18 protein-coding genes are annotated in these 19,718 nt (G+C 60.4%); 11 read left to right on the forward strand and 7 right to left on the reverse strand.

From position 1 onward, the window contains the following. Position 1 precedes the first annotated feature (1 nt). Positions 2 to 646, forward strand: coding sequence for an NrsF family protein (locus ACG9DO_RS01055; protein ID WP_394729807.1), 645 nt, complete (start codon positions 2 to 4; stop codon positions 644 to 646). A 12-nt stretch (positions 647 to 658) separates the two neighbouring features. On the opposite strand, the gene ACG9DO_RS01060 is transcribed toward ACG9DO_RS01055, so the two are convergent. Both ACG9DO_RS01060 and ACG9DO_RS01065 read right to left on the reverse strand, forming a co-directional pair. Next, positions 659 to 1,663, reverse strand: coding sequence for a zinc transporter ZntB (locus ACG9DO_RS01060; RefSeq protein ID WP_394729809.1), 1,005 nt, complete (start codon positions 1,661 to 1,663; stop codon positions 659 to 661). Positions 1,664 to 1,750: 87 nt separating this feature from the next. Further along, entirely contained in the window at positions 1,751 to 3,040 is a 1,290-nt protein-coding gene (locus ACG9DO_RS01065; protein ID WP_394729810.1) for an MFS transporter, read from the reverse strand. Positions 3,041 to 3,367: 327 nt separating this feature from the next. On the opposite strand from ACG9DO_RS01065, the gene ispG reads away from it, so the two are divergent. Genes ispG through ACG9DO_RS01090 form a run of 5 tightly spaced genes read left to right on the forward strand, consistent with a single transcriptional unit; the run spans position 3,368 to position 8,020 of the window. Then, the gene (gene ispG / locus ACG9DO_RS01070) at positions 3,368 to 4,519 is read left to right on the forward strand and encodes a flavodoxin-dependent (E)-4-hydroxy-3-methylbut-2-enyl-diphosphate synthase (RefSeq protein WP_394729812.1); all 1,152 of its coding nucleotides are present in this window, start codon (positions 3,368 to 3,370) and stop codon (positions 4,517 to 4,519) included. Positions 4,520 to 4,523: 4 nt separating this feature from the next. Next, positions 4,524 to 4,811 carry a hypothetical protein gene (locus tag ACG9DO_RS01075; RefSeq protein WP_394729814.1) on the forward strand — a complete coding sequence of 96 codons (288 nt, stop codon included), beginning with the start codon at positions 4,524 to 4,526 and terminating at the stop codon, positions 4,809 to 4,811. A gap of 40 nt (positions 4,812 to 4,851) precedes the next feature. Next, entirely contained in the window at positions 4,852 to 5,739 is an 888-nt protein-coding gene (locus tag ACG9DO_RS01080; RefSeq protein ID WP_394731156.1) for a histone deacetylase, read from the forward strand. Positions 5,740 to 5,788: 49 nt separating this feature from the next. Further along, positions 5,789 to 7,237, forward strand: coding sequence for an NAD(P)-binding protein (locus ACG9DO_RS01085; RefSeq protein WP_394729815.1), 1,449 nt, complete (start codon positions 5,789 to 5,791; stop codon positions 7,235 to 7,237). A gap of 60 nt (positions 7,238 to 7,297) precedes the next feature. Then, on the forward strand, positions 7,298 to 8,020 hold the full coding sequence (locus ACG9DO_RS01090) for a murein L,D-transpeptidase catalytic domain-containing protein (protein WP_394729817.1): 723 nt from the start codon (positions 7,298 to 7,300) through the stop codon (positions 8,018 to 8,020). 2 nt (positions 8,021 to 8,022) lie between these two features. On the opposite strand, the gene ACG9DO_RS01095 is transcribed toward ACG9DO_RS01090, so the two are convergent. After that, the gene (locus ACG9DO_RS01095) at positions 8,023 to 9,360 is read right to left on the reverse strand and encodes a L,D-transpeptidase family protein (protein WP_394729819.1); all 1,338 of its coding nucleotides are present in this window, start codon (positions 9,358 to 9,360) and stop codon (positions 8,023 to 8,025) included. A 204-nt stretch (positions 9,361 to 9,564) separates the two neighbouring features. Between ACG9DO_RS01095 and ACG9DO_RS01100 the strand changes: the two genes are divergently transcribed. The 3 genes from ACG9DO_RS01100 (at position 9,565) to ACG9DO_RS01110 (ending at position 13,722) form a co-directional block, all read left to right on the forward strand. Continuing rightward, on the forward strand, positions 9,565 to 10,452 hold the full coding sequence (locus ACG9DO_RS01100) for a DMT family transporter (protein WP_394729821.1): 888 nt from the start codon (positions 9,565 to 9,567) through the stop codon (positions 10,450 to 10,452). Between the two features lie 163 nt (positions 10,453 to 10,615). Continuing rightward, entirely contained in the window at positions 10,616 to 13,291 is a 2,676-nt protein-coding gene (gene acnA, locus ACG9DO_RS01105; RefSeq protein WP_394729823.1) for an aconitate hydratase AcnA, read from the forward strand. Then, on the forward strand, positions 13,291 to 13,722 hold the full coding sequence (locus tag ACG9DO_RS01110) for a rhodanese-like domain-containing protein (protein ID WP_394731157.1): 432 nt from the start codon (positions 13,291 to 13,293) through the stop codon (positions 13,720 to 13,722). The genes acnA and ACG9DO_RS01110 overlap by 1 nt, the downstream gene beginning before the upstream one ends. 291 nt (positions 13,723 to 14,013) lie before the next feature. Here ACG9DO_RS01110 and ruvB read toward each other — a convergent pair whose 3' ends face one another. Beyond that, positions 14,014 to 15,072, reverse strand: coding sequence for a Holliday junction branch migration DNA helicase RuvB (gene ruvB, locus ACG9DO_RS01115; protein WP_394729825.1), 1,059 nt, complete (start codon positions 15,070 to 15,072; stop codon positions 14,014 to 14,016). Next, a complete protein-coding gene (locus tag ACG9DO_RS01120; RefSeq protein WP_394729827.1) occupies positions 15,069 to 15,443 on the reverse strand; it encodes a hypothetical protein in 375 nt (124 codons plus the stop codon). Before ACG9DO_RS01120 ends, ruvB begins: the two co-directional genes overlap by 4 nt. Before the next feature lie 51 nt (positions 15,444 to 15,494). Between ACG9DO_RS01120 and ACG9DO_RS01125 the strand changes: the two genes are divergently transcribed. After that, positions 15,495 to 15,773 (forward strand): GIY-YIG nuclease family protein, encoded by a 279-nt coding sequence (locus tag ACG9DO_RS01125; protein ID WP_394729829.1) that lies wholly within the window; start codon positions 15,495 to 15,497, stop codon positions 15,771 to 15,773. Positions 15,774 to 16,173: 400 nt separating this feature from the next. Here ACG9DO_RS01125 and ruvA read toward each other — a convergent pair whose 3' ends face one another. Beyond that, positions 16,174 to 16,782, reverse strand: coding sequence for a Holliday junction branch migration protein RuvA (gene ruvA / locus ACG9DO_RS01130; protein WP_394729831.1), 609 nt, complete (start codon positions 16,780 to 16,782; stop codon positions 16,174 to 16,176). Between the two features lie 260 nt (positions 16,783 to 17,042). On the opposite strand from ruvA, the gene aroC reads away from it, so the two are divergent. Next, on the forward strand, positions 17,043 to 18,113 hold the full coding sequence (aroC, locus tag ACG9DO_RS01135) for a chorismate synthase (protein ID WP_394729833.1): 1,071 nt from the start codon (positions 17,043 to 17,045) through the stop codon (positions 18,111 to 18,113). Positions 18,114 to 18,206: 93 nt separating this feature from the next. Here the strand turns inward: aroC and ACG9DO_RS01140 are convergent, their stop codons facing one another. Further along, positions 18,207 to 19,712, reverse strand: a complete 1,506-nt coding sequence (locus ACG9DO_RS01140) for a hypothetical protein (protein ID WP_394729835.1) — start codon at positions 19,710 to 19,712, stop codon at positions 18,207 to 18,209. Positions 19,713 to 19,718 lie beyond the last annotated feature (6 nt).

The raw sequence follows: 19,718 nt of genomic DNA on the forward strand, positions 1-19,718 counted from the left end.
AATGAACCGCTCCAGACAAGAGATGATCGCCAGCCTGACGGAGGAGCTCGCTCCCGTGCGCGCATTCAATCCGCGCGACGGCGCGCTGATGGTCGCCCTTGCAGGCGCACTAAGCGTCATCGGCGTGATCGTGTTCGAAGGCTTCTGGCATGGCATCCTTGCAGGAGAGGCGGCACCTTTCTTCTGGGTGACGAGCGGCCTCCTGCTGGTGCTCGGCCTTGCTGCGACGAGCGCTGTCATCATGATGGCGAGCCCGCGCGTCGGCAATCGTCACGATGCTCCGAAATGGGCGAGCGCGACGCTGGCGGTGCTGCCGATCGCTGCGGTAATCAGCATCATTCCGCACGCGCATGAGGAACATCTCGAAATCAACAGCTTGTTCGCTGTCCATTGCATCCAATCCTCACTTGTCGCCTCCCTCGCAACCGGAGCCGCGCTGACGCTTTGGCTACGCCGCGGTGCGCCGGTTTCGCTCAATCTCGCGGGCTGGTTCACCGGACTTGCGGCAGGCGCGCTGGGAACCGCAGCCTACGGCCTGTCCTGCCCGGTCGACACCGTCACGCATCTCGGCATCTCGCATGTCGTGCCGGTTGTAGTCATGGCGATCTTGGGCCGTCTGGCCGTGCCCCCTCTGGTGCGCTGGTGACCGGCGAGAGCGTTAGAGCCACTTCCACCGCTTGAACAGCGTCATCAGCACTGCCAGCACAAACACACAGATGCCCGCTACCCACCAGAACGCTGCCGGATCATCGACTCCGGGTATGCCGCCGACATTGATGCCAAGCAGACCGGTCAGAAAGCTCAGCGGCAGGAAGATGCCCGCGACAATAGTCAGCATGTAGGTCGCGTGCTCGTTCGACGCGAGGCTGCGGGCGCGCAATTCGTCCTGCAGGACGACCGCGCTTTCCTTGCTGATGTCGATGTCGTCGAGATACCTGCGCAGGCGCTCGATGGTCTCGGCAATCTCTCGGCGATCGTCGGCATCAAACCAGCCGGGCGCGTCGCGGCTGATGCGTTCCAGCGCTTCATGCTGCGGGCCCATATGGCGCTTGAGCGAAAGGCAATTGCGCCTGATTTTCGTGATCTTGGCGAGGATCTGTTCGTGCTGCTCTTCGACGTCCATATCTTCGATCATGTCGATATGTTCATTCATGTCGACAATCGACTGGTTCATCCGCGCGATCATGAGTTCCGCGAGCAAGGTGATCGTCGCCCCCGCATCGCGCGGGCCATCGCCGCGATCGATCTGCCCAAGGATCTCGCGCGGGGTCTGAAGCGGCAGGCGGCGCAAGGTCAGCAAGCGCTTTCCATCGCTCCACAGCTGCATGGAGACCATGTCTTCAGGCTCTGCTCCCGGATTGAAGTTAATCCCGCGCAGCGTAGCGACGAGCGCACTGCCTTCCCTGAAAGCACGTGGACGGGTCTCGTCGCTGGTCAGCAGCTCTGCCGTAGGTTCCGGAATGCCTAGCGCGCTCTGGAGCCACTCATACAGCCCCTCGTGGGTGCGGTTGAGATGCATCCACAGGACTTCGCCCGGCGCTGACGGCTGCCAGGACGCAGCGTCTTTCCACGCAATGGGGAAGCCGCCGCCCTTCCCATCGAGCACCCGCGCGAACAGCAGGGGGCCATCCTCGGCAATCTGGTCAGTACGGCTGTGTTCCATCGATATATGATGCCGCAAGCGCGGCGGCTTGTCATCGGTTCACCTTGAGGCAAGTTGCCCACCAATCAGCAAAGGCTTGCGGCGCACCTATGCTGCGACTGGCTCCCCTATCTCATCCAGAGTCTGCTCTTCAGGCAATCGCAGGAACAGAACGACGAATGCTGCCAATGTATAAATGGCTGCAAGGCCGATAAATGCCGCAGGAATTCCGCCCCAGCTTTCGAGGATCGCGAAAGAGAAGCTACCGAAGACAATTCCTTGATTGACCACTGCCATATAGATCGAGAACTGGGTTGCCCCGGTTTGCGGATCGCAAAAGCTCATCGTTATGGCTGAAATCGGCGCGCCGGTGAGTGAGTAGGTAACGGTCCAGCCGATCACGATGGTCATCATCATCAGGCTTGTCGACCAGCCGGCCTCGAGAAGGGCGAAACTCGTGACAGCTGCGGCGAATAGCAAGAGAGTGAGGATCTGCATTGGCTTTGCACCGATTTTGGCGGTCAGATATCCGCCAACCGTCATTGTCACGAGGGCAGCAACGAGGTTAGCCGTCCCATTGGCCGAGCCAAGCTGCGCCTCGTTCCAACCCGCGTAATTGGCAGCAATAAGCGGCACGGCAACGGCCATGAAGCCATATCCCATCCCCCGGCAAAACAGGGGTATGAGCCAAATCAGGCTATGCTTGCGGATAAGGTTCCTGAAAGCGCTGACCAGCAAGCTGATCCAGTCGCCTGGCTTGATCTTCACACTTATGGGATGGGGTTCCCCTGCGCTCCATGGGAGGCGCTTCTCGCCCGAACGCTCGCGCACCCAGATAAGGTAGGTGCACACGATTGCCATGCAGATTGCACAGGCTGCAAAGGCGGCAGAGATGCCAACGAAGAAGATAATGGTGCCTGCCAGCGCCGCTGAAATCGCAATTCCGAGCGATTGCCCGCCAGACATCAATCCTCCGGTGATGCCGCGCTCGCTGCCAAGTGAGATGTCGACCGCCAGGGCATCTGCTGCCACATCCTGAAACACAACCGCCGTGTACACAGCAAAGGCAATCGCACCGAGCAACAGGTAATCACGCGGCTGCGGCCCTATGAAAGCGGCGCCAAACAACACACCAACCATTACGAATTGTGCGCCTATCAGCCAGGCTCTGCGCCTGCCCATTGACAGGACAGTGTAGCGATCAATCAGCGCGCCATTGATGAATTTTAGCGCCCACGGCATGCCCGCAAGGCCAATTACATACGCGATCTCCACGCCTGTCGCGCCGTTGGTCGCCATCCAGGCCGGAATGGCGAAATCAAGCAGCCCGATAGGAATACCCTGCGCCACATAGAGCATCAGGATGGTGAAGAGTCGGAAGAACTTGCTGTCCGTCATGGTCGGATTAGATTTCAAGTGCCGAGTCCCCCTTCGGCTATCGCAACGAAACCTGCGCCTCGAGATGATCTTCCCTCTCAAGCGCAACAAAGTCAAACCATGGTGAAGAAGAACCTGCAAATTGTCGTATTTATACAAACGCTTCGCGCACGTTTCCTATCCGGTTTAGCGATGCTAACAGGGTACAGATGGATTTTCTGCTCGCCTTTCTTCGCACAATTGCCATATCCGAACCGCAAGTGTTCACAGAAAGCCGGTTTTCCGTCGCAGGACTGTGTAACATGTGTATCCAACATCCCGCTGATAGACAGGAAGATCGGCAGTAAGATGAACGCGATAAGGCCCTGGAGAACGATTGAACGGCGCCAATGCCGCCAGATCATGGTCGGCGATGTGCCGGTCGGCGGCGATGCGCCGATCACGGTCCAGACCATGACCAATACGCCGACCGAGGACGCGGTTGCGACAATCGATCAGATCCGCCGCTGTGAAGATGCTGGCGCAGACATTATCCGCGTCTCCGTCCCCACGGTTGAAGCGAGTGCCGCCTTTTCCAAGATCACCAAGGCGGCGCGCGTTCCGATCGTCGCGGACATCCATTTCCACTACAAGCGCGCCTTGGAAGCGGCCGATGCAGGTGCAGCCTGCCTGCGCATCAATCCCGGCAATATCGGCTCGTCAGATCGCGTCGCGGAAGTTGTCCGCGCGGCCAAGGCCAATGGCTGCGCGATCCGGATCGGCGTCAACGCAGGCAGCCTTGAGAAGGACTTGCTGGAAAAATACGGCGAGCCCTGCCCCGAAGCGCTGATCGAAAGCGCGCTCGACCACATCAAGCTGCTGCAGGACCATGACTTTCACGAGTACAAGGTCGCAGTGAAGGCGTCCGACGTGTTCCTCGCCGTTGCGGCCTATCATGGGCTTGCCGATGCGGTAGACTGCCCGCTGCACCTGGGCATTACCGAGGCTGGCGGGCTGATCGGCGGCACCGTCAAATCGTCCATCGGGATCGGCAGCCTGCTGTGGGCCGGGATCGGTGACACGATCCGCGTCTCGCTTTCCGCCGAGCCGGAGCAGGAAGTCAAAGTCGGCTTTGAGATGCTGAAGGCGCTGGGCCTGAGGACTCGCGGCGTGCGGGTGGTCTCCTGCCCCAGCTGCTCGCGGCAGGGCTTCGATGTGATCCGCACGGTCGAAGCGCTGGAAAAGCGGCTCGAGCATATCAAGACGCCGATGAGCCTCTCAGTGCTCGGCTGCGTGGTCAACGGCCCCGGCGAAGCGCGCGAGACCGATATCGGCATTACGGGCGGCGGCCAGGGCAAGCACATGGTCTACCTTTCCGGCGTTACCGACCATCACGTGCAGAGCGAAGACATGCTCGACCACATCGTCAAGCTGGTGGAAGAAAAGGCGGCTGCGATCGAAGCAGGCGAAGCGGTGGCGTTCGATCCCCATGCGGCACAGGAGACCCAAGCAGCGGAGTAATCCAATGGCACAGAGCAAGACGCAATCTACTGAGCAAGAAGCGGCAAGCGAGGTGGGTCGGACTGCGAGCCTGCCGGAGGTTAGGCGACCGGGGGCGCTCAATGCGCGCGCTGGCAATGCCCGCTCAGTTGGCGCTGTCGCCGTGGGCGCCTTTGCACTTGGAGCAGTTGCCATGGGCGCAGTGGCAATCGGCGCTTTAGCCGTGGGACGAATGGCGATTGGCCGGTTGAGGGTGCGCGATGCGCGGATTGATCATTTGAAGGTCGGCAAGATCGAGATCGGCGAAGACTGAACCCCACACGGTGCTCCACGTCGTACACCACGCCGACTACATGGCGCCGCGCCCCGCGCGCGGGACATTCAAGTTCGACAAGTACTATCTCGTGATGGAAGCGCTGCGGGCCAGCGGGGAACCTATCACCGAACATGCTCCGGAGCCTTGTCCGCGCGAATGGCTCGAAGCGGTCCACTGCCCGACCTATGTCGACGAGGTCTTTCGAGCGCAGGTCCCACGCGAAAAGGAACGCCGCATCGGCTTTCCTGTCACGCCTGCCATTGCGAGCCGCGTACGGCACACAAATGGCGGGACCTGGCTCGCCGCAAAGCTCGCGATGGTGCACGGCTATGCTGCGAATTCCGCTGCCGGTAGCCACCATGCCTTGCACGATACCGGCGCGGGCTACTGTGTGTTCAACGATCTCGCGGTGGCAAGCAACCGGCTGATCGCCGAAGGTGATGCGCGGCGCATCCTGATCGTCGATCTCGATGTGCATCAGGGTGACGGCACAGCCAGCCTGATGGCAGGCCGCGAAGACGTGTTCACCTTCTCCATTCATGCGGAAAGGAATTTTCCGGTCCGCAAGGCCCGTTCCAGTCTCGATATTGGTCTTCCTGACGGGATCGATGACGATGGCTTCATGGAAAGGCTGGATCACAGCCTGCCGCAAGTGCTCGACAGCTTCGACCCGGACTTCGTGTTTTACCAGGCAGGCGTTGATCCGCATGCGGAGGACAAGCTGGGGCGGCTCTCATTATCAGACGCAGGCCTCGCCGCGCGAGATAGTTTCGTGATCGATCAAGTGCGCAGCCGCGGCCTCCCGATCGCATCGGCACTCGGCGGCGGATATGGCGAGGACCAGCGGACCGTGGGACTGCGCCATGCCCGCTCCATGCTGACCATGGCTGAGGCCAATCGGCGCTGGCCTGTCTCTGCAGCATGAGCTAGGCCTTGATCGGTCGTACCGCATTCAATCCGGAAGGAGCCATGCTTTGGCCGATCTCGAAACAGATTACCTCATCATTGGCGCGGGCGCAGTGGGCCTCGCCTTTGCGGACACGCTGCTGGATGAAGATCCCGATTGCCACATCACCATCGTCGACAAGCACGCGAAGCCCGGCGGGCACTGGAACGATGCCTATCCTTTCGTCACGCTGCACCAGCCGAGCGCCACTTACGGCGTCAACTCGATGGAATTGTGCCCGGACCGCGTCGATACGCACGGCCATAACAGGGGCATGTACCCGCTCGCCAAACATGCCGAGATCCTGGCCTATTACGGCAAGCTGATGAACGAGCGGATGTTGCCATCGGGCCGCGTCGAATACCTGCCACTTACCGAATATCTCGGCAGCGAAGGCCACGAGCATACCGTGCGCGGCATCCTTTCAGGGACCGAAAAAAGAGTGCATGTGCGCCGCAAGCTGGTCGACGGGACATACTTCAAGACTTCGGTGCCATCGACCCACAAGCCCGGCTTCGAAATCGCGCAAGGGACCCGCTTTGCCATCCCCGGCGATTTGCCCGGCCTGTGGAAAGACCCTGCGAACCTGCCGGAACATTACGTTGTGCTCGGCGGCGGCAAGACCGCGATGGATACCGCCGTGTGGCTGCTCGAATCCGGCGTTGCGCCCGAAAGGATCGGCTGGGTGCGTCCGCGTGATTCGTGGATTTTCAACCGCAAGCTGCTCCAGCCGGCCCACGCCGCGATCGAAGGGCTGATCGAATTTCAGCTGGCTCTGGTCGAATGCGCAGCGGCATCGGACAGTGGCGATGAAATGCTGCTGAAGCTAGAGGAACGCGGCGTGTTCCTGCGGATCGATCCTGAAGTTGCGCCCAAGATGATGCACTATGCAGTCATCTCGGAAGGCGAGATCGCGATGCTCCGGCAGATCAAACAGGTCTATCGTCAAGGCAGAGCCACGCGGATCGAGCCGGGTGCGATCCACTTCGCCGATGCGCGGGTGGACGTGCCGCACAACACGCTGTTCGTCGATTGCACTGCCACCGCAGTCCCGTTCGAAGCGCGTGAGGACAAAAGGCCGTTCTTTGAAGGAGACCGTATCACTCTCCAGCTCGTCCAGACGCCGTTCGTGCCCTACAGCGCGGCGCTGGCGGCGTTTCTTGAGGCGAATTTCGACACCGACGAGGAGAAGAACGCGCTGAGCACCCCTGCGCCGCTGACTGATAGCAGCGATACCTACCCCTACGCGGTGATGATGAACCTGTTCAGCGTCGCCACACAGAGCCAGAACGAAAAGGTCAACGCCTTCAACGCCCGTTCGCGCTTGCATCCGACCGGCCCGGCAGTGGCGAAGATGATGGCGCAGGGCGATCCGCGTCTGGCCGCGCTCGCCAAGGTCGGCCCGACGATCGAGGCGAACATGCCCGGGGTCATCAAGCTTGGTATGGCGGCAAAGGCAATCCATGAGGGCGCTTGAGCAGCGTTAACGAATGGGTATTCACGGGAACTACACATTTGATGTAGTATTATGTAACGTATGAAACGGCGTGATCTTCTTAGAGGCGGTCTCGCAGCGGGCGCAACGCTCGCCCTGCCGCCGCGCGTATTTGCACAGGCCCGCAAGGGCTCTGCGCGCGACCGAGCATTGTTCGAACTTGCAAAGCACCAGCTCGACAAGGCAGGAGACGCGATCTGGAAACGGGATATCGTCGCAATCGCCGATTATGGTCTGCATTCTTCCAAGCCGCGATTCCATTTCGTCAATCTCGGGCTTGAAGAAGTCAATTCGTATTACGTCACGCACGGCGCCGGCTCAGATCCGGAGCATGATGGCTATCTCAACCGCTATTCCAATGTCGAAGGATCAAACGCCAGCAGCAAGGGCTCTTACGTTACCTGGGAATGGTATGTCGGACGCTATGGAACATCAGTCAGGCTTGGCGGACTCGATCCGACCAATGACGCGGCCCTGCAGCGCTATATCGTGATGCACCGCGCGGACTATGCCGAGCCCGAGCATCTCGCACGATACGGCAAGATGGGTCGGTCCAATGGCTGTTTTGCTCTGGGAACCGAGCAGTTCCGCATTGCCTTGCTCAACCTGTCAGGCGGGCGAATGATCTATGCGGACAGCCTCGGCTGGGAAGAGGATGGAACCGTCAATATGTCTTCCCCCAGCGGCGCGTATGAGCTGATGGCCAAGGGACAGAGCCTGCGTCCGGCGCGCGTACCAATGGTCGCGACAGAATACGGCGAGTAGGCTTAGCCCCCATCGCGCGGATCGTCCTCAATCACGATCACTTCATCATCGCTTTCACCTGACCGGTTCTGAACACGGGGCGCGTCGAGGCTGGCCAGCACGGGTGCATCACGATCATAAATGTCCGTGAAGGTCGCAAGCTCGCCATTGATGTCCGTCGCCATGGTGAAATAGGTGATGTAGACAGGCATTTCCTGTTTGATCGGCACCTTGGTGTATTTGCCCGAGGTGGCAACTTCGATCACTTCCTCACGCTCGGCACCCTTGCCGAGGATCGCCATGGTGATCGCGAGCTCAAGCGCCCGCTCTGTGCGGATACAGCCATGACTTAGAGCACGGTCATCATTTGCGAACAGGTGGCGCGAAGGCGTATCGTGCAGGAAGATCGCATGGGGGTTGGGCATGTCGAGCTTCATCCGCCCTAGAGAATTGCCTGGCCCCGGCTGCTGCACCACGGTGACAAAGCCATTGTATTCGCTGCGGGTGTATCCGTTGCGCTTTGCCCATGCCGGGTTGTTCTTCACCTTGTCGCCCAGCCCTTCACCCACGACGATCGACTGCGGCACAGTCCAGGTGGGATTGAACACCACGCCTTCCACTGTCTCCGCCAGCTGCGGCGTAGCCGTGCGGCCCGGCTTACCGACAACCGTGCGATAGGTTGAAATGATATTGTCATTCACCGTCAGGCGCAGCTGATACTCAGGCACGTTGGTGATCAGATATTGCTTGCCCAAGTCACGCGCGAGCCAACGCCAGCGGTCCATGTTCGCACGGATCAGCTTGCGCTTCTTCGGGTCAGTCGCCTTTGCTAGCGCTGCCTTGAGCTTTGCATAATCAGGATGTGTCGGATTGAGCTGAGCCAGGGTTCCCGCAATATCGCCGCTCTCGACTGCTGCCGCAAGCAGATCACCGCTGCGGAAACGATCACGATCCGGATCGACCACGAACCATTGCTCGCGCGCTTCCATGGGCGTACGGCCATCGCGCAGGTCTTCAACAAGCCAGATGAAATTCTTGCTGGCGAGCTGGTCAAGCTCTTGCGAAGGACCCTGCGCGAGCGCGGCCTTGATCGCATCAAGCTGATAGTCTGATGGATCGAGACCTTCAGCACCAATCCCTTCAATCACAGCGATCAACCGGTCGACATTCTCAGCGCTCCACGGCTGAACCAGCGGCACTGGCTCGAACGGCATGTCGCCCTGCACCATGGGATCGGACACCATGCGAGGAAATGCATCATCCATGGTCGCCGGCGTGGGGGAAGCAGGCGCTTGAGTGCCTGCCCGCGGAGCATTGTCAGCATCGGGAAGCAAGTTCTTCGGCTCACTTGCCTTAGCCAAAGTCGTGCCCGCCAAGCCAAGCAAGGCGAGCCCAGCAATACCTGATTTCCAACGCGTTTTCACAGATAGTGACCCTTTTCGACCAGACTTTCGAATTCAAACATAACCGATATTTGACCCAAGCGTAGAGGTTTTGTGCTGTCAAAAGGCTGAATTGCCCCATTTTTCGTGACGAATGAGCCAGGCGAGCCTAGGCGCGATCCTATGACACGCAATCCCGCCCTCTTGCCATTGCTGGCTACGATCATCGGCATCGGCTTCTTTTCAGCGATGGACGCAGTGATGAAGAGCGCAGCTCTGGCTGTCGGCGCTTTCAGCGCCTACTTCCTTCGCTGTGCCATCGGGGTATGCCTGGCCGCTCCGATCTGGGCGCTGACCAATCTGCGCTGGCCGGAGCGCCATGTCCTGCGAATTCACCTGACCAGAGGCGTCGTTGGCGCTTTCATGGGTCTCAGTTTCTTCTATGCCATTGTGCGCCTTCCACTCGCTGAAGCGATCGCACTCTCGTTCATATCGCCGCTAATAGCCCTGTATCTGGCCGCAATCCTGCTGGGCGAGCGCGTTGAGCAGAAAGCGATTGTCGCCGCGATGCTGGGCTTGATCGGCGTCATCATCATCGTCGGGGGGCGGATCGGGCGCGAGCGAATGACTGAGGACGCCGCGCTCGGTCTGGCGGCGCTGTTCCTGTCTGCACTGCTTTACGCCTGGAACCTGATTTTGCAGCGCCAGCAGGCCCTGGTTGCCAGCCCGATTGAAGTCAGTGTCTTCCAGAATGGTATTGCGGGGAGCGTGCTGCTGCTTGGAACACCCTTACTGTTGGTTATCCCGCAGGACCACACGGTCTGGATTGATCTCGTCAGCGGAGCGGTTCTGACTATCCTTGCCGTACTGTTCCTGTCATGGGCTTACGCCCGCGCAGAGGCGCAGGTGCTCGTGCCGATAGAATATACCGGGTTCCTGTGGGCTGCGCTGTTCGGATGGCTGATGTTTGATGAGATGGTAACGCCGGCGACGGTCGCCGGGGCTGTGCTGATCGTGATCGGGTGCTGGATCGCGACGCGGCAAACACCTCCTGAGCAGACTGCAATTTAGCGCGAAGTCGACCAATGTCTGAGCGGTTTCGGCCCGCCAAGACCTTGACCTCGCGCGCGCGAAAGCGCAGGTGGCGCGCAAAGGCGAATCCCCGCATCCCTCGAGGCGGCGGAACGCTCAGCCAGACAGAACTCGCAGTCCCATGAAAGGATGACACGCGCCCATGACACAGGTCGGTAAAGACACGCTCGGAACTCGCTCCACAATGAATGTCGGTGGCAAGGAATATGCCTATTACTCCTTTGCCAAGGCGGCAGAGAAGCTGGGCGATGTCTCCAGGCTGCCGATCAGTCTGAAAGTGCTGCTGGAGAACATGCTGCGTTTCGAAGATGGCGGCTTCACGGTCTCGACCGACGACGCGCAGGCGATTGTCGACTGGCAGAAGAACCCCGTCACTGGCAGCGAGATCCAGTACCGCCCTGCGCGCGTCCTGCTGCAGGACTTCACCGGCGTTCCTTGCGTGGTGGACCTCGCGGCCATGCGCGACGCGATTGCGAAGCTCGGCGGCGATACTGCCAAGATCAACCCGCAGGTTCCGGTCAACCTTGTGATCGACCACTCGGTCATGGTCGACGAGTTCGGCCACCCCAAGGCATTCGAGAAGAACGTCGAGCTCGAGTATGAGCGCAATGCAGAGCGCTATGACTTCCTCAAATGGGGCTCAAAGAGCTTCAAGAACTTCTCTGCTGTCCCTCCAGGGACCGGCATCTGCCACCAGGTGAACCTCGAATATATCGGGAAAGGCGTCTGGTCGTCCGATGATCACAACGATACTCTTGTGGCCTATCCTGACACCTGCGTCGGCACCGACAGCCACACCACCATGATCAACGGCCTCGGCGTGCTGGGCTGGGGTGTCGGCGGGATTGAAGCCGAAGCAGCGATGCTCGGCCAGCCCATCTCTATGCTGATCCCTGAAGTCGTCGGCTTCAAGCTCACTGGCGCGATGGCCGAAGGCGTGACCGCAACCGACCTCGTGCTCACCTGTGTCCAGATGCTGCGCGAAGTGGGCGTAGTTGGCCGTTTCGTCGAGTTCTACGGCCCAGGTGTGGCCAACCTCAGCCTGGCTGACCGCGCCACCATCGCCAACATGGCGCCCGAATATGGTGCGACCTGCGGCTTCTTCGGGATTGACGACAAGACGCTCGATTACATGCGCCTCACGGGCCGTGACGAGGAAACCATCGCGCTCGTCGAAGCCTATTCGAAAGAACAGGGCATGTGGTTCGAGCCGGACAATGAGCCGATCTTCTCAAATACGCTGGAGCTGGACATGAGTGCGGTCGTGCCGTCGCTCGCCGGTCCCAAGCGTCCGCAAGACAAGGTCATCCTTCCCGAGGTGGACGAACTGTTCAACGGCGATCTCGTCAGCGTTTACAAGAAGGCCGCGCCGGAGCGCGTGGCGGTCGAAGGCAAGGACCATGACATCGGCGACGGCGATGTCGTGATCGCAGCGATCACCAGTTGCACCAACACATCCAACCCCGATGTGCTGATCGCAGCCGGACTCGTCGCCAAGAAAGCGGTCGAGAAGGGCTTGAAGCCCAAGCCATGGGTGAAGACCTCGCTTGCCCCCGGATCGCAGGTTGTAACGGACTATCTCGTGAAGTCCGGCCTGCAAGACGATCTCAATGCGATCGGTTTCGACCTCGTCGGCTATGGCTGCACCACCTGCATCGGCAATTCTGGCCCGCTGGCCCCGCCGATCAGCGAAGCGATCAACGGCAACAATATCGTCGCAGCCTCAGTCCTTTCGGGCAACCGCAACTTTGAAGGACGCGTTTCGCCAGACGTACGCGCGAACTTCCTCGCATCGCCGCCGCTTGTTGTCGCTTACGCGCTCAAGGGAACGGTGACAGAAGACATCACCACCACGCCGATCGGGCAGGACCAGGACGGCAACGATGTGATGCTGGCCGATCTGTGGCCGAGCAATGCGGAAATCGCGGCCAATCGCGCAGCCAATATCGACCGCTCGATGTTTGTCGACCGTTATGCCAACGTCTATGACGGTGACGAGCACTGGCAGGCGATCAAGGTCGAAGCGTCTGACACCTACAAGTGGAACCCGACCAGCACCTACGTCGCCAGTCCGCCTTTCTTCGAAGGCATGGAGATGACTCCGGCACCGGTCGCAGACATCACCGATGCAAAGTCGCTCGCGATCCTTGGCGACAGTGTCACCACCGACCACATCTCGCCCGCCGGCTCGATCAAGGAAGACAGCCCGGCAGGCGCTTACCTCAACAGCCACCAGGTCGCGAAGAAGGACTTCAACTCCTACGGCTCGCGGCGCGGCAACCACGATGTGATGATGCGCGGCACCTTCGCCAACATCCGCATCAAGAACGAAATGGTGCCGGGCGTCGAAGGCGGCGTGACCATCTACAATGGCGAACAGATGCCGATCTACGATGCGGCAATGAAGCACAAGGAAGATGGCACCCCGCTGGTCGTCATCGGCGGCAAGGAATACGGAACCGGCTCCAGCCGCGACTGGGCGGCGAAGGGCACGATCCTCTTGGGCGTCCGTTCGGTCATCGTGGAAAGCTTTGAGCGTATTCACCGATCGAACCTGATCGGCATGGGCGTGCTCCCGCTGCAGTTCAAAGGTGGCGACACGCGCGAGACGCTGGGCCTGACCGGCGACGACACGTTCTCGATCAAGGGACTTGCGTCGCTTGAACCGCGCCAGGACGTCGAAGTCGAAGTCACCCGCAAGGACGGCACGACCTTCACCTTCACCGCGCTCTGCCGGATCGATACCGCGAACGAGATGGAGTATTACCGCAACGGAGGCATCCTCCATTATGTCCTGCGCAAGCTCGCTTCCTCGTGATGCGCCGCGCAGCGATCATTGCATTGGCAGCGGCGGGCCTCGCGCTCGCTGCCTGCACTTCTGAAGCGGCGGCAGATGATGCGGCCGCTGCGCCTGTCAGTGAAGCTGCGCCGAAGATCGAGACGCTCGACACCGCCGCGCTTGCCGCGCTGCTTGAGGGCGGCTCGATCCGCCTGATCGATGTCCGCACGGACGAGGAAGTGGCCGAAGGCATCATCCCCGGTGCTGAGCACATCGCGCTCGACAGGTTCGATCCAACTGCGCTCGACACATCGGACGGACGCGAAGTGGTGCTCTACTGCCGCTCTGGCCGCCGGAGCGGCATTGCGGCAGAGAGACTCGCCGAACATACTGGCGAAACCGCGCGGCACCTCGAAGGCGGAATTCTCGAATGGCAGGACGCAGGACTTCCACTTAGCGAGCCGGACTGAAGTAGGAAATCAGGCAAAAAGTGGGCGGCACCGGGATGAGGCGCCGCCCGACCAAGGTTGCGGCTCCATGAGGGCGCAGAGGCGCTCTTACAGAGCGTCAGCCGAGCAGATGGCTCGAAGTATCATCCAGCCCTGGCCGACCGCCAAATGCATGCTGAGCCAATAACACAGCGCAAGATGTTTGCTGCTGAAGGCTAACCAGGCCAACCATTTAGTCTCAACAAAATCAGTGGTTTGGCGGCGCGCAAGTCTCGATTCGGGACGATCTGACACTACTTTTTTGCTTGGGCGTTAGCCGTCAAACAGTCCCGATTGCGCATCGCCGCCGCGCGATTCGCCAGCGTCGGAAGCATTTTGGGGCGGTGTCATCTCCAGATGCTTCCAGCCATCATCATTGAGGACCCGCCCGCGTGCTGTGCGCGCCAAAAGGCCGAGCTGGATCAGGTAAGGCTCGACCACCTCCTCGACTGTGTCGCGCGGCTCCGCCAGCCCTGCCGCGAGTGTCTCCACCCCAACCGGACCGCCTTTGTAGGTGGTGGCGATCATCGAGAGATAGCGCCGGTCCATCGCGTCGAGCCCCAGCCGGTCGATCTCCAGCCGGGTCAGCGCATCGTCCGCAATCGCGCGGGTGACAGTCCCTTGGCCTGCGACATGAGCGAAATCCCGAACGCGCCGCAGCAAGCGCCCTGCCACACGCGGCGTTCCGCGCGAGCGCCGCGCAATTTCGCGCGCACCGTCCTTGTCGATATTGAGGCCCAGCAGTTTCGCGCCGCGCGTTACCACCCGGTCCAGCTCGTCATGCGTGTAGAAGTTGAGCCGGACGGGGATGCCAAACCGGTCGCGCAACGGCGTCGTCAGCAAGCCCTGCCGCGTGGTGGCACCGATCAAGGTGAAAGGCGGCAAGTCGATCCTTACGCTGCGCGCCGCGGGCCCTTCGCCGATAATGATGTCGAGCGCGCGATCCTCCATCGCGGGGTAAAGGATTTCCTCGACCACTGGATTCAATCGGTGAATCTCGTCGATGAACAGCACATCATGCGGCTCAAGATTGGTCAGCAGCGCGGCAAGGTCGCCCGCCTTGGCGATCACCGGACCGGAGGTGCCGCGAAAGCCGACGCCCAGTTCGCCTGCGATGATCTGCGCCAGCGTGGTCTTGCCGAGCCCAGGCGGACCGAAAAACAGCGTGTGGTCCATCGCTTCACCGCGCGACTTGGCGCTCTCGATGAAGACGCGGAGGTTATCGCGCGCCGCCTCCTGCCCGATGAACTCCTTGAGAGTTTTCGGGCGCAGCGCCGCATCGGGGTCATCCGGCTGCCGCTCAGGCGAATGCAGGGGAATGGGATCAGTCACTTCCGACCTTGCCCAATCTTGATCGCGATCAGCGCCGCGATGATTACCGGCAGGCTGGCGAGCATCTGGTAGACCGGCAGCACGATATAGGCGATCGCCGATTGCGGATCGAGATCCGGCCCGAAGAAAGTGCGCCAATAGAGATAGAGCCCGCTCAGCCCGATCACCGCAGCGCCGATGGCGGTAATCTGGCCCAGCGGCTGCGCCAGCGCGAGCCCCGTGACCGGCAGGATCATCCAGAAGAACAGCGGCACTGCGAAGAGCAGCGTGCCCAACCCGTCCCAGCTGCCGGTGGATACGATCAAAGCAAGGCAGGCGAGCGCGTATCCGGCGATGATCGCGCGGCGTAGTGGGGATAGTGCTTTCAGCATGGGATGTCTCCTGCACCTCGACGTGATGGATGAAAGGGAAATTGATGGATCATGGTCCAACCAACCCTAGCTGCTCATGAATTTTCTGCACCAAATCGAGAGCGCGTTCGGCAGCATCGGAACGGCGAGTTCGAGGGCTTTACCAGCAAATACAGCGTTTATTTCCTCGTCCGGTACGAACTGTTCGGCGACATGGTGAGCGCAATCGCGCGAGAAAAGCAGCTCAAACGCTGGCACCGGCATTGGAAGATCAATCTGATCCTCAGCGAGAATCCCGACTGGCATGATTTGGCGATTGGATTGGGTCTTCCTCCCCTTTCCAAGAATTGAAGGCTGGTCATGCTGAACTCGTTTCAGCATCCATTCTTCCGCCTGCACCACCTGAGCAATTGGGGAGATGGACCCTGAAACAAGTTCAGGATGACGAGGTAGCTGCCGCTCAGGCGCGTGGAGAGGGATGGGGTCAGTCATTGAGAGTAACCCTCATCGGAATACCCCATCAGCTTTCGAACGCCGCGACGATAGAATACGAATACCAAACAAGTCAGAGGAATTGCACCAAACACTTTGAGGAATGTCACGGTTTGCTCAAACAAGGATGGCCTGGGACAACCACCGGGCTCGAGCGCGCAGGGCGGGTCTCCCATCGAAAATGGCATAGCCCAGAGCCAAAACACAATCGCAGCAAATGCGAACGCCAAGTAGGCGGCATAGCGGATGACAAGCCCCATCACCCCGCTGCCCTTTTTAGCGCGACGCGGATAAGGTCGCTCTCGCTTGCATCTTCGCCCAGTTCGGATTGCGCCCTCGCCACGGCTTGCGCCGCCACAGCCGGTTTGAAGCCAAGGTTCTCCAGCGCAGAGACCGCATCAGCGCTGGAACTGCCCGCTTGCGAAATCGCGCCAATCGCAACCCCAGCCATCCCGCCGCCGGGCAAAGCTCCGGCCTTGTCTTTCAGTTCGTTGACGATCCGCCCCGCAAGCTTCGGCCCCACCCCTTGTGCGCGCGCCACCATCGCCGCGTCGCCGCCCGCGCAGGCATCGCGCAGTTCGCCGGTCGAAAGTGCAGAGAGGATCGCAAGGCCGACCTTGCTCCCCACACCCTGAACCTGCGTCAAAAGGCGGAACCAGTCGCGTTCGGCACTGTCAGCAAAGCCCAGCAGCCGCATGTCGTTCTCGGAAACCTGAAGGTCGGTGTAGACCGTGCAGGCCTCCCCCTTCTCGCCCAGCGCGCTCAAGGTCTTGGCCGAGCAATGGACGAGATAGCCCACGCCCTGGACATCAACGATCGCCCAGTCCGTGCCGGTTTCGTCGAGCAGGCCCCGAAGTTTCGCAATCATATGGCGCGCTTTGCGATCATGTTCCGGTTTTGGACCAGGTCTCTCGCAATTGCCAGAGACTTACGCGCCTTGTCCTCAATGTTGGATACGCATGTTACACAGTCCTGGGAGAGAAAAATCCGCCCCGGCCGAACCCCCTCAAAGCCAGCAATTCCAGCAGGATAAGGCGCAATCATCATGCCGCATTGATTGCACGCGCGCACGAAGTAGGAAATCGAAGCGTCTCGACTCGCCTGCATGTTGCGCTAAAGGGCTAGGCCATGAGCTGGAATACATTCGGACGCGTGCTGCGCTTTACCACTTGGGGCGAGAGCCACGGACCCGCGCTGGGCGCGGTGCTGGATGGCTGCCCGCCGGGCATCACTCTGCGTGAGGCAGACATCCAGCCCTATCTCGATGCGAGGAAGCCCGGCACCAGCCGCTTCACAACGCAGCGCAAGGAAGCGGACCTGGTCAGGATCCTGTCCGGCACGTTCGAGGATACCACCACCGGCACACCGATCAGTATGATGATCGAAAACACCGACCAGCGTAGCAAGGACTATTCGGAAATCGCGCAAAGCTATCGCCCGGGCCATGCGGACTATGTCTATGATGCGAAATACGGCATCCGCGACTATCGCGGCGGCGGTCGCTCAAGCGCGCGCGAGACGGCTGCCCGCGTTGCTGCTGGTGCGGTGGCGCGGCTGATCATCCCGGAAGTGAAAATCACCGCCTATGTCTGCGAGCTGGGCGGCGACCGGATCGACCCGGAAGCGATTGACTACGATCAGATCGACAAGAACCCGTTCTTCTGCCCGGACAGCTGGGCAGCAAAGCGCTGGGAAGAGAAAGTCGACGAAGCGCGCAAGGCAGGATCGTCATTGGGCGCGGTGGTCGAATGCGTGGCAGAGGGCGTTCCCCCAGGCTGGGGCGCGCCGGTCTATGCCAAGCTCGACAGCGATCTCGCCGCTGCGATGATGACCATCAATGCGGTCAAGGGCGTGGAGATCGGCGACGGCTTTGAAGCCGCGCGCCTCACCGGCGAACAGAATGCCGATGCGATGAGCCCTGGCCCGGATGGCAAGCCGGTATTCGCGAGCAACCATGCCGGCGGGACAGCTGGCGGCATTTCCACCGGACAGCCCGTGGTTTGCCGGGTGGCGTTCAAGCCGACCAGTTCGATCCTCACACCGGTCGATTCGATCAATTCTGCTGGGGAAGCGACGCAGGTACGCACCAAGGGGCGGCATGACCCCTGCGTCGGCATTCGCGGAACGCCGGTTGTGGCTGCGATGATGGCGCTGGTGCTGGCAGACCACAAGCTGCTGCACCGTGCGCAAGTTGGCTAGGCCAGCTCACGTCAGATATTCACAAGAGCAATAGAAAAAGGACGCCGCAGCGGCGCCCTTTCCCAATAACTGCTGAACCGTACCAGACTTTGCTCAGCAATCCTTGTCGTTTTCCTTGCTGCGGAACAAATTGCCGATACCGCAGCCCACCTTGGAGCCGACCTTCTTGGTGTTGTCCCAGTGATGCTTCGCGCGATCACCGGCAACCTGACCGACATTCTTGATCTTGTTCGGCCCTTTGAGTGCATCGGCGTAGCGCTGCCGTGTATCGCGCATCGCATCCAGTTCCATACCCGTGGCGTTGCCGATCTTCTCGCGCTTGTCTGCACCATAGGTCTGCATGTTTTCTTTCAGCTTGCCCTTGGTGGTGAGTGTCTCTCCAATCTTGCTGAAGTTGCGCTTGTGATGCTGCCAGCGATCGCGGGCAACGTCGCCCATGGTGACATCCTTGTCGAAGATTGCCGAGCCATAACGGAAGCCAGTTGAGAGCGGATCGTGCATCTCTGCACCGGTCAGCGCCTTCACGCCTTCCGTGGCCGCGACACCGACAACTACGCCTTTGGCAACGTTGCCGCCGAATTTGGTCAGCTTGCCCATCTTGCCGGCTGGCTTACCGACTCCCGGAGCAGGATTGGGAGCGCCTCTCGCTATGCCTGCACCGCGTGTGGCCTGCGCTGAACGTCCCGCCTGGTTCAATCTCCCAACGTCGCCGCCCGCATTGTTGATGTTGCGAGCGAGTTGCCCTTCATTGATAACCCGGCCCCGCGCAGCCTGTGCTGCATCACCCTGGCCGATCAGCCGGGAAGTGCCTTCCGGACCGATGCGGCCTTGCATCGCACGATCAAAAGATGGGCCGCCGCGCGCCGCTGCGTTGGCATTGCGCGCCTGGAACCGGCTGTTCTGCGTCGCATTCCCGCGCGCTTCGAGGCGTGCAATATCGTCCGCTGATCCAGCAACAGGGTTCGCACGGGCGCGCTGCGCCGCCTGACCGCGCTGGTTCAGATCGTCAATGTCCGCAGGCATCGCAACACGCGCACTTCCTGCCGGAGTGGCTGAAGGCGCCGCTACCTTGTTGGCACGGATTTTCTGCGCAAGATTGCCGCGAGCTTCAGCCCGCGCAATATCATCGGCTGAGCCAGCAATGGCGTTGGCGCGTGCTCGCTGAGCCACTTCGCCGCGCTGGTTCAGCGTCTTCATCTCTGCATTGTCGGCTGCCCGTGCGGCCTGACCCGCAGGAGATGCCGGATCGCGCATCACCGCGTCGGGGTCTTTCAAAAGCGGATAGTTTGTCGTCGTGCCTTTGCCTGACGCTGCAGTCCTTGCGATTTGGCGATTGGCATAGTTCTGCTTGATCGTCTTGTTGATGTCCGTCCGATCAGTCTGCAGGCCATCTAACGCATAGGAAGCAGTATTGCCTGTAATGTAGGCAGTGGTCCCGCCAATCACGACGCAAGTGATGACTTCGCCTGCATCGTCATGACAGACCTTATTAGTATCTTCCGAAGATTGCTCGGCGTTTTGTGCCAAAGCAGGCATTGCAATGGCGGTAAGCGCCAGTGCCGAAACGCTGAGAGCGGTTTTAGCTCTGATCAGTTTCATCGTTCA

The organism is Altererythrobacter sp. GH1-8, assembly GCF_043702085.1.
Lineage (GTDB): Bacteria > Pseudomonadota > Alphaproteobacteria > Sphingomonadales > Sphingomonadaceae > Erythrobacter.

Coding starts and splice junctions, on each gene's coding strand:
- ACG9DO_RS01055 (WP_394729807.1), top strand. CDS start 2: ATGAACCGCTCCAGACAAGAGATGATCGCCAGCCTGACGGAGGAGCTC.
- ACG9DO_RS01060 (WP_394729809.1), bottom strand. CDS start 1,663: ATGGAACACAGCCGTACTGACCAGATTGCCGAGGATGGCCCCCTGCTG.
- ACG9DO_RS01065 (WP_394729810.1), bottom strand. CDS start 3,040: ATGACGGACAGCAAGTTCTTCCGACTCTTCACCATCCTGATGCTCTAT.
- ispG (WP_394729812.1), top strand. CDS start 3,368: ATGAACGCGATAAGGCCCTGGAGAACGATTGAACGGCGCCAATGCCGC.
- ACG9DO_RS01075 (WP_394729814.1), top strand. CDS start 4,524: ATGGCACAGAGCAAGACGCAATCTACTGAGCAAGAAGCGGCAAGCGAG.
- ACG9DO_RS01080 (WP_394731156.1), top strand. CDS start 4,852: ATGGCGCCGCGCCCCGCGCGCGGGACATTCAAGTTCGACAAGTACTAT.
- ACG9DO_RS01090 (WP_394729817.1), top strand. CDS start 7,298: ATGAAACGGCGTGATCTTCTTAGAGGCGGTCTCGCAGCGGGCGCAACG.
- ACG9DO_RS01100 (WP_394729821.1), top strand. CDS start 9,565: ATGACACGCAATCCCGCCCTCTTGCCATTGCTGGCTACGATCATCGGC.
- acnA (WP_394729823.1), top strand. CDS start 10,616: ATGACACAGGTCGGTAAAGACACGCTCGGAACTCGCTCCACAATGAAT.
- ACG9DO_RS01110 (WP_394731157.1), top strand. CDS start 13,291: ATGCGCCGCGCAGCGATCATTGCATTGGCAGCGGCGGGCCTCGCGCTC.
- ACG9DO_RS01120 (WP_394729827.1), bottom strand. CDS start 15,443: ATGCTGAAAGCACTATCCCCACTACGCCGCGCGATCATCGCCGGATAC.
- ACG9DO_RS01125 (WP_394729829.1), top strand. CDS start 15,495: ATGGTCCAACCAACCCTAGCTGCTCATGAATTTTCTGCACCAAATCGA.
- ruvA (WP_394729831.1), bottom strand. CDS start 16,782: ATGATTGCGAAACTTCGGGGCCTGCTCGACGAAACCGGCACGGACTGG.
- aroC (WP_394729833.1), top strand. CDS start 17,043: ATGAGCTGGAATACATTCGGACGCGTGCTGCGCTTTACCACTTGGGGC.
- ACG9DO_RS01140 (WP_394729835.1), bottom strand. CDS start 19,712: ATGAAACTGATCAGAGCTAAAACCGCTCTCAGCGTTTCGGCACTGGCG.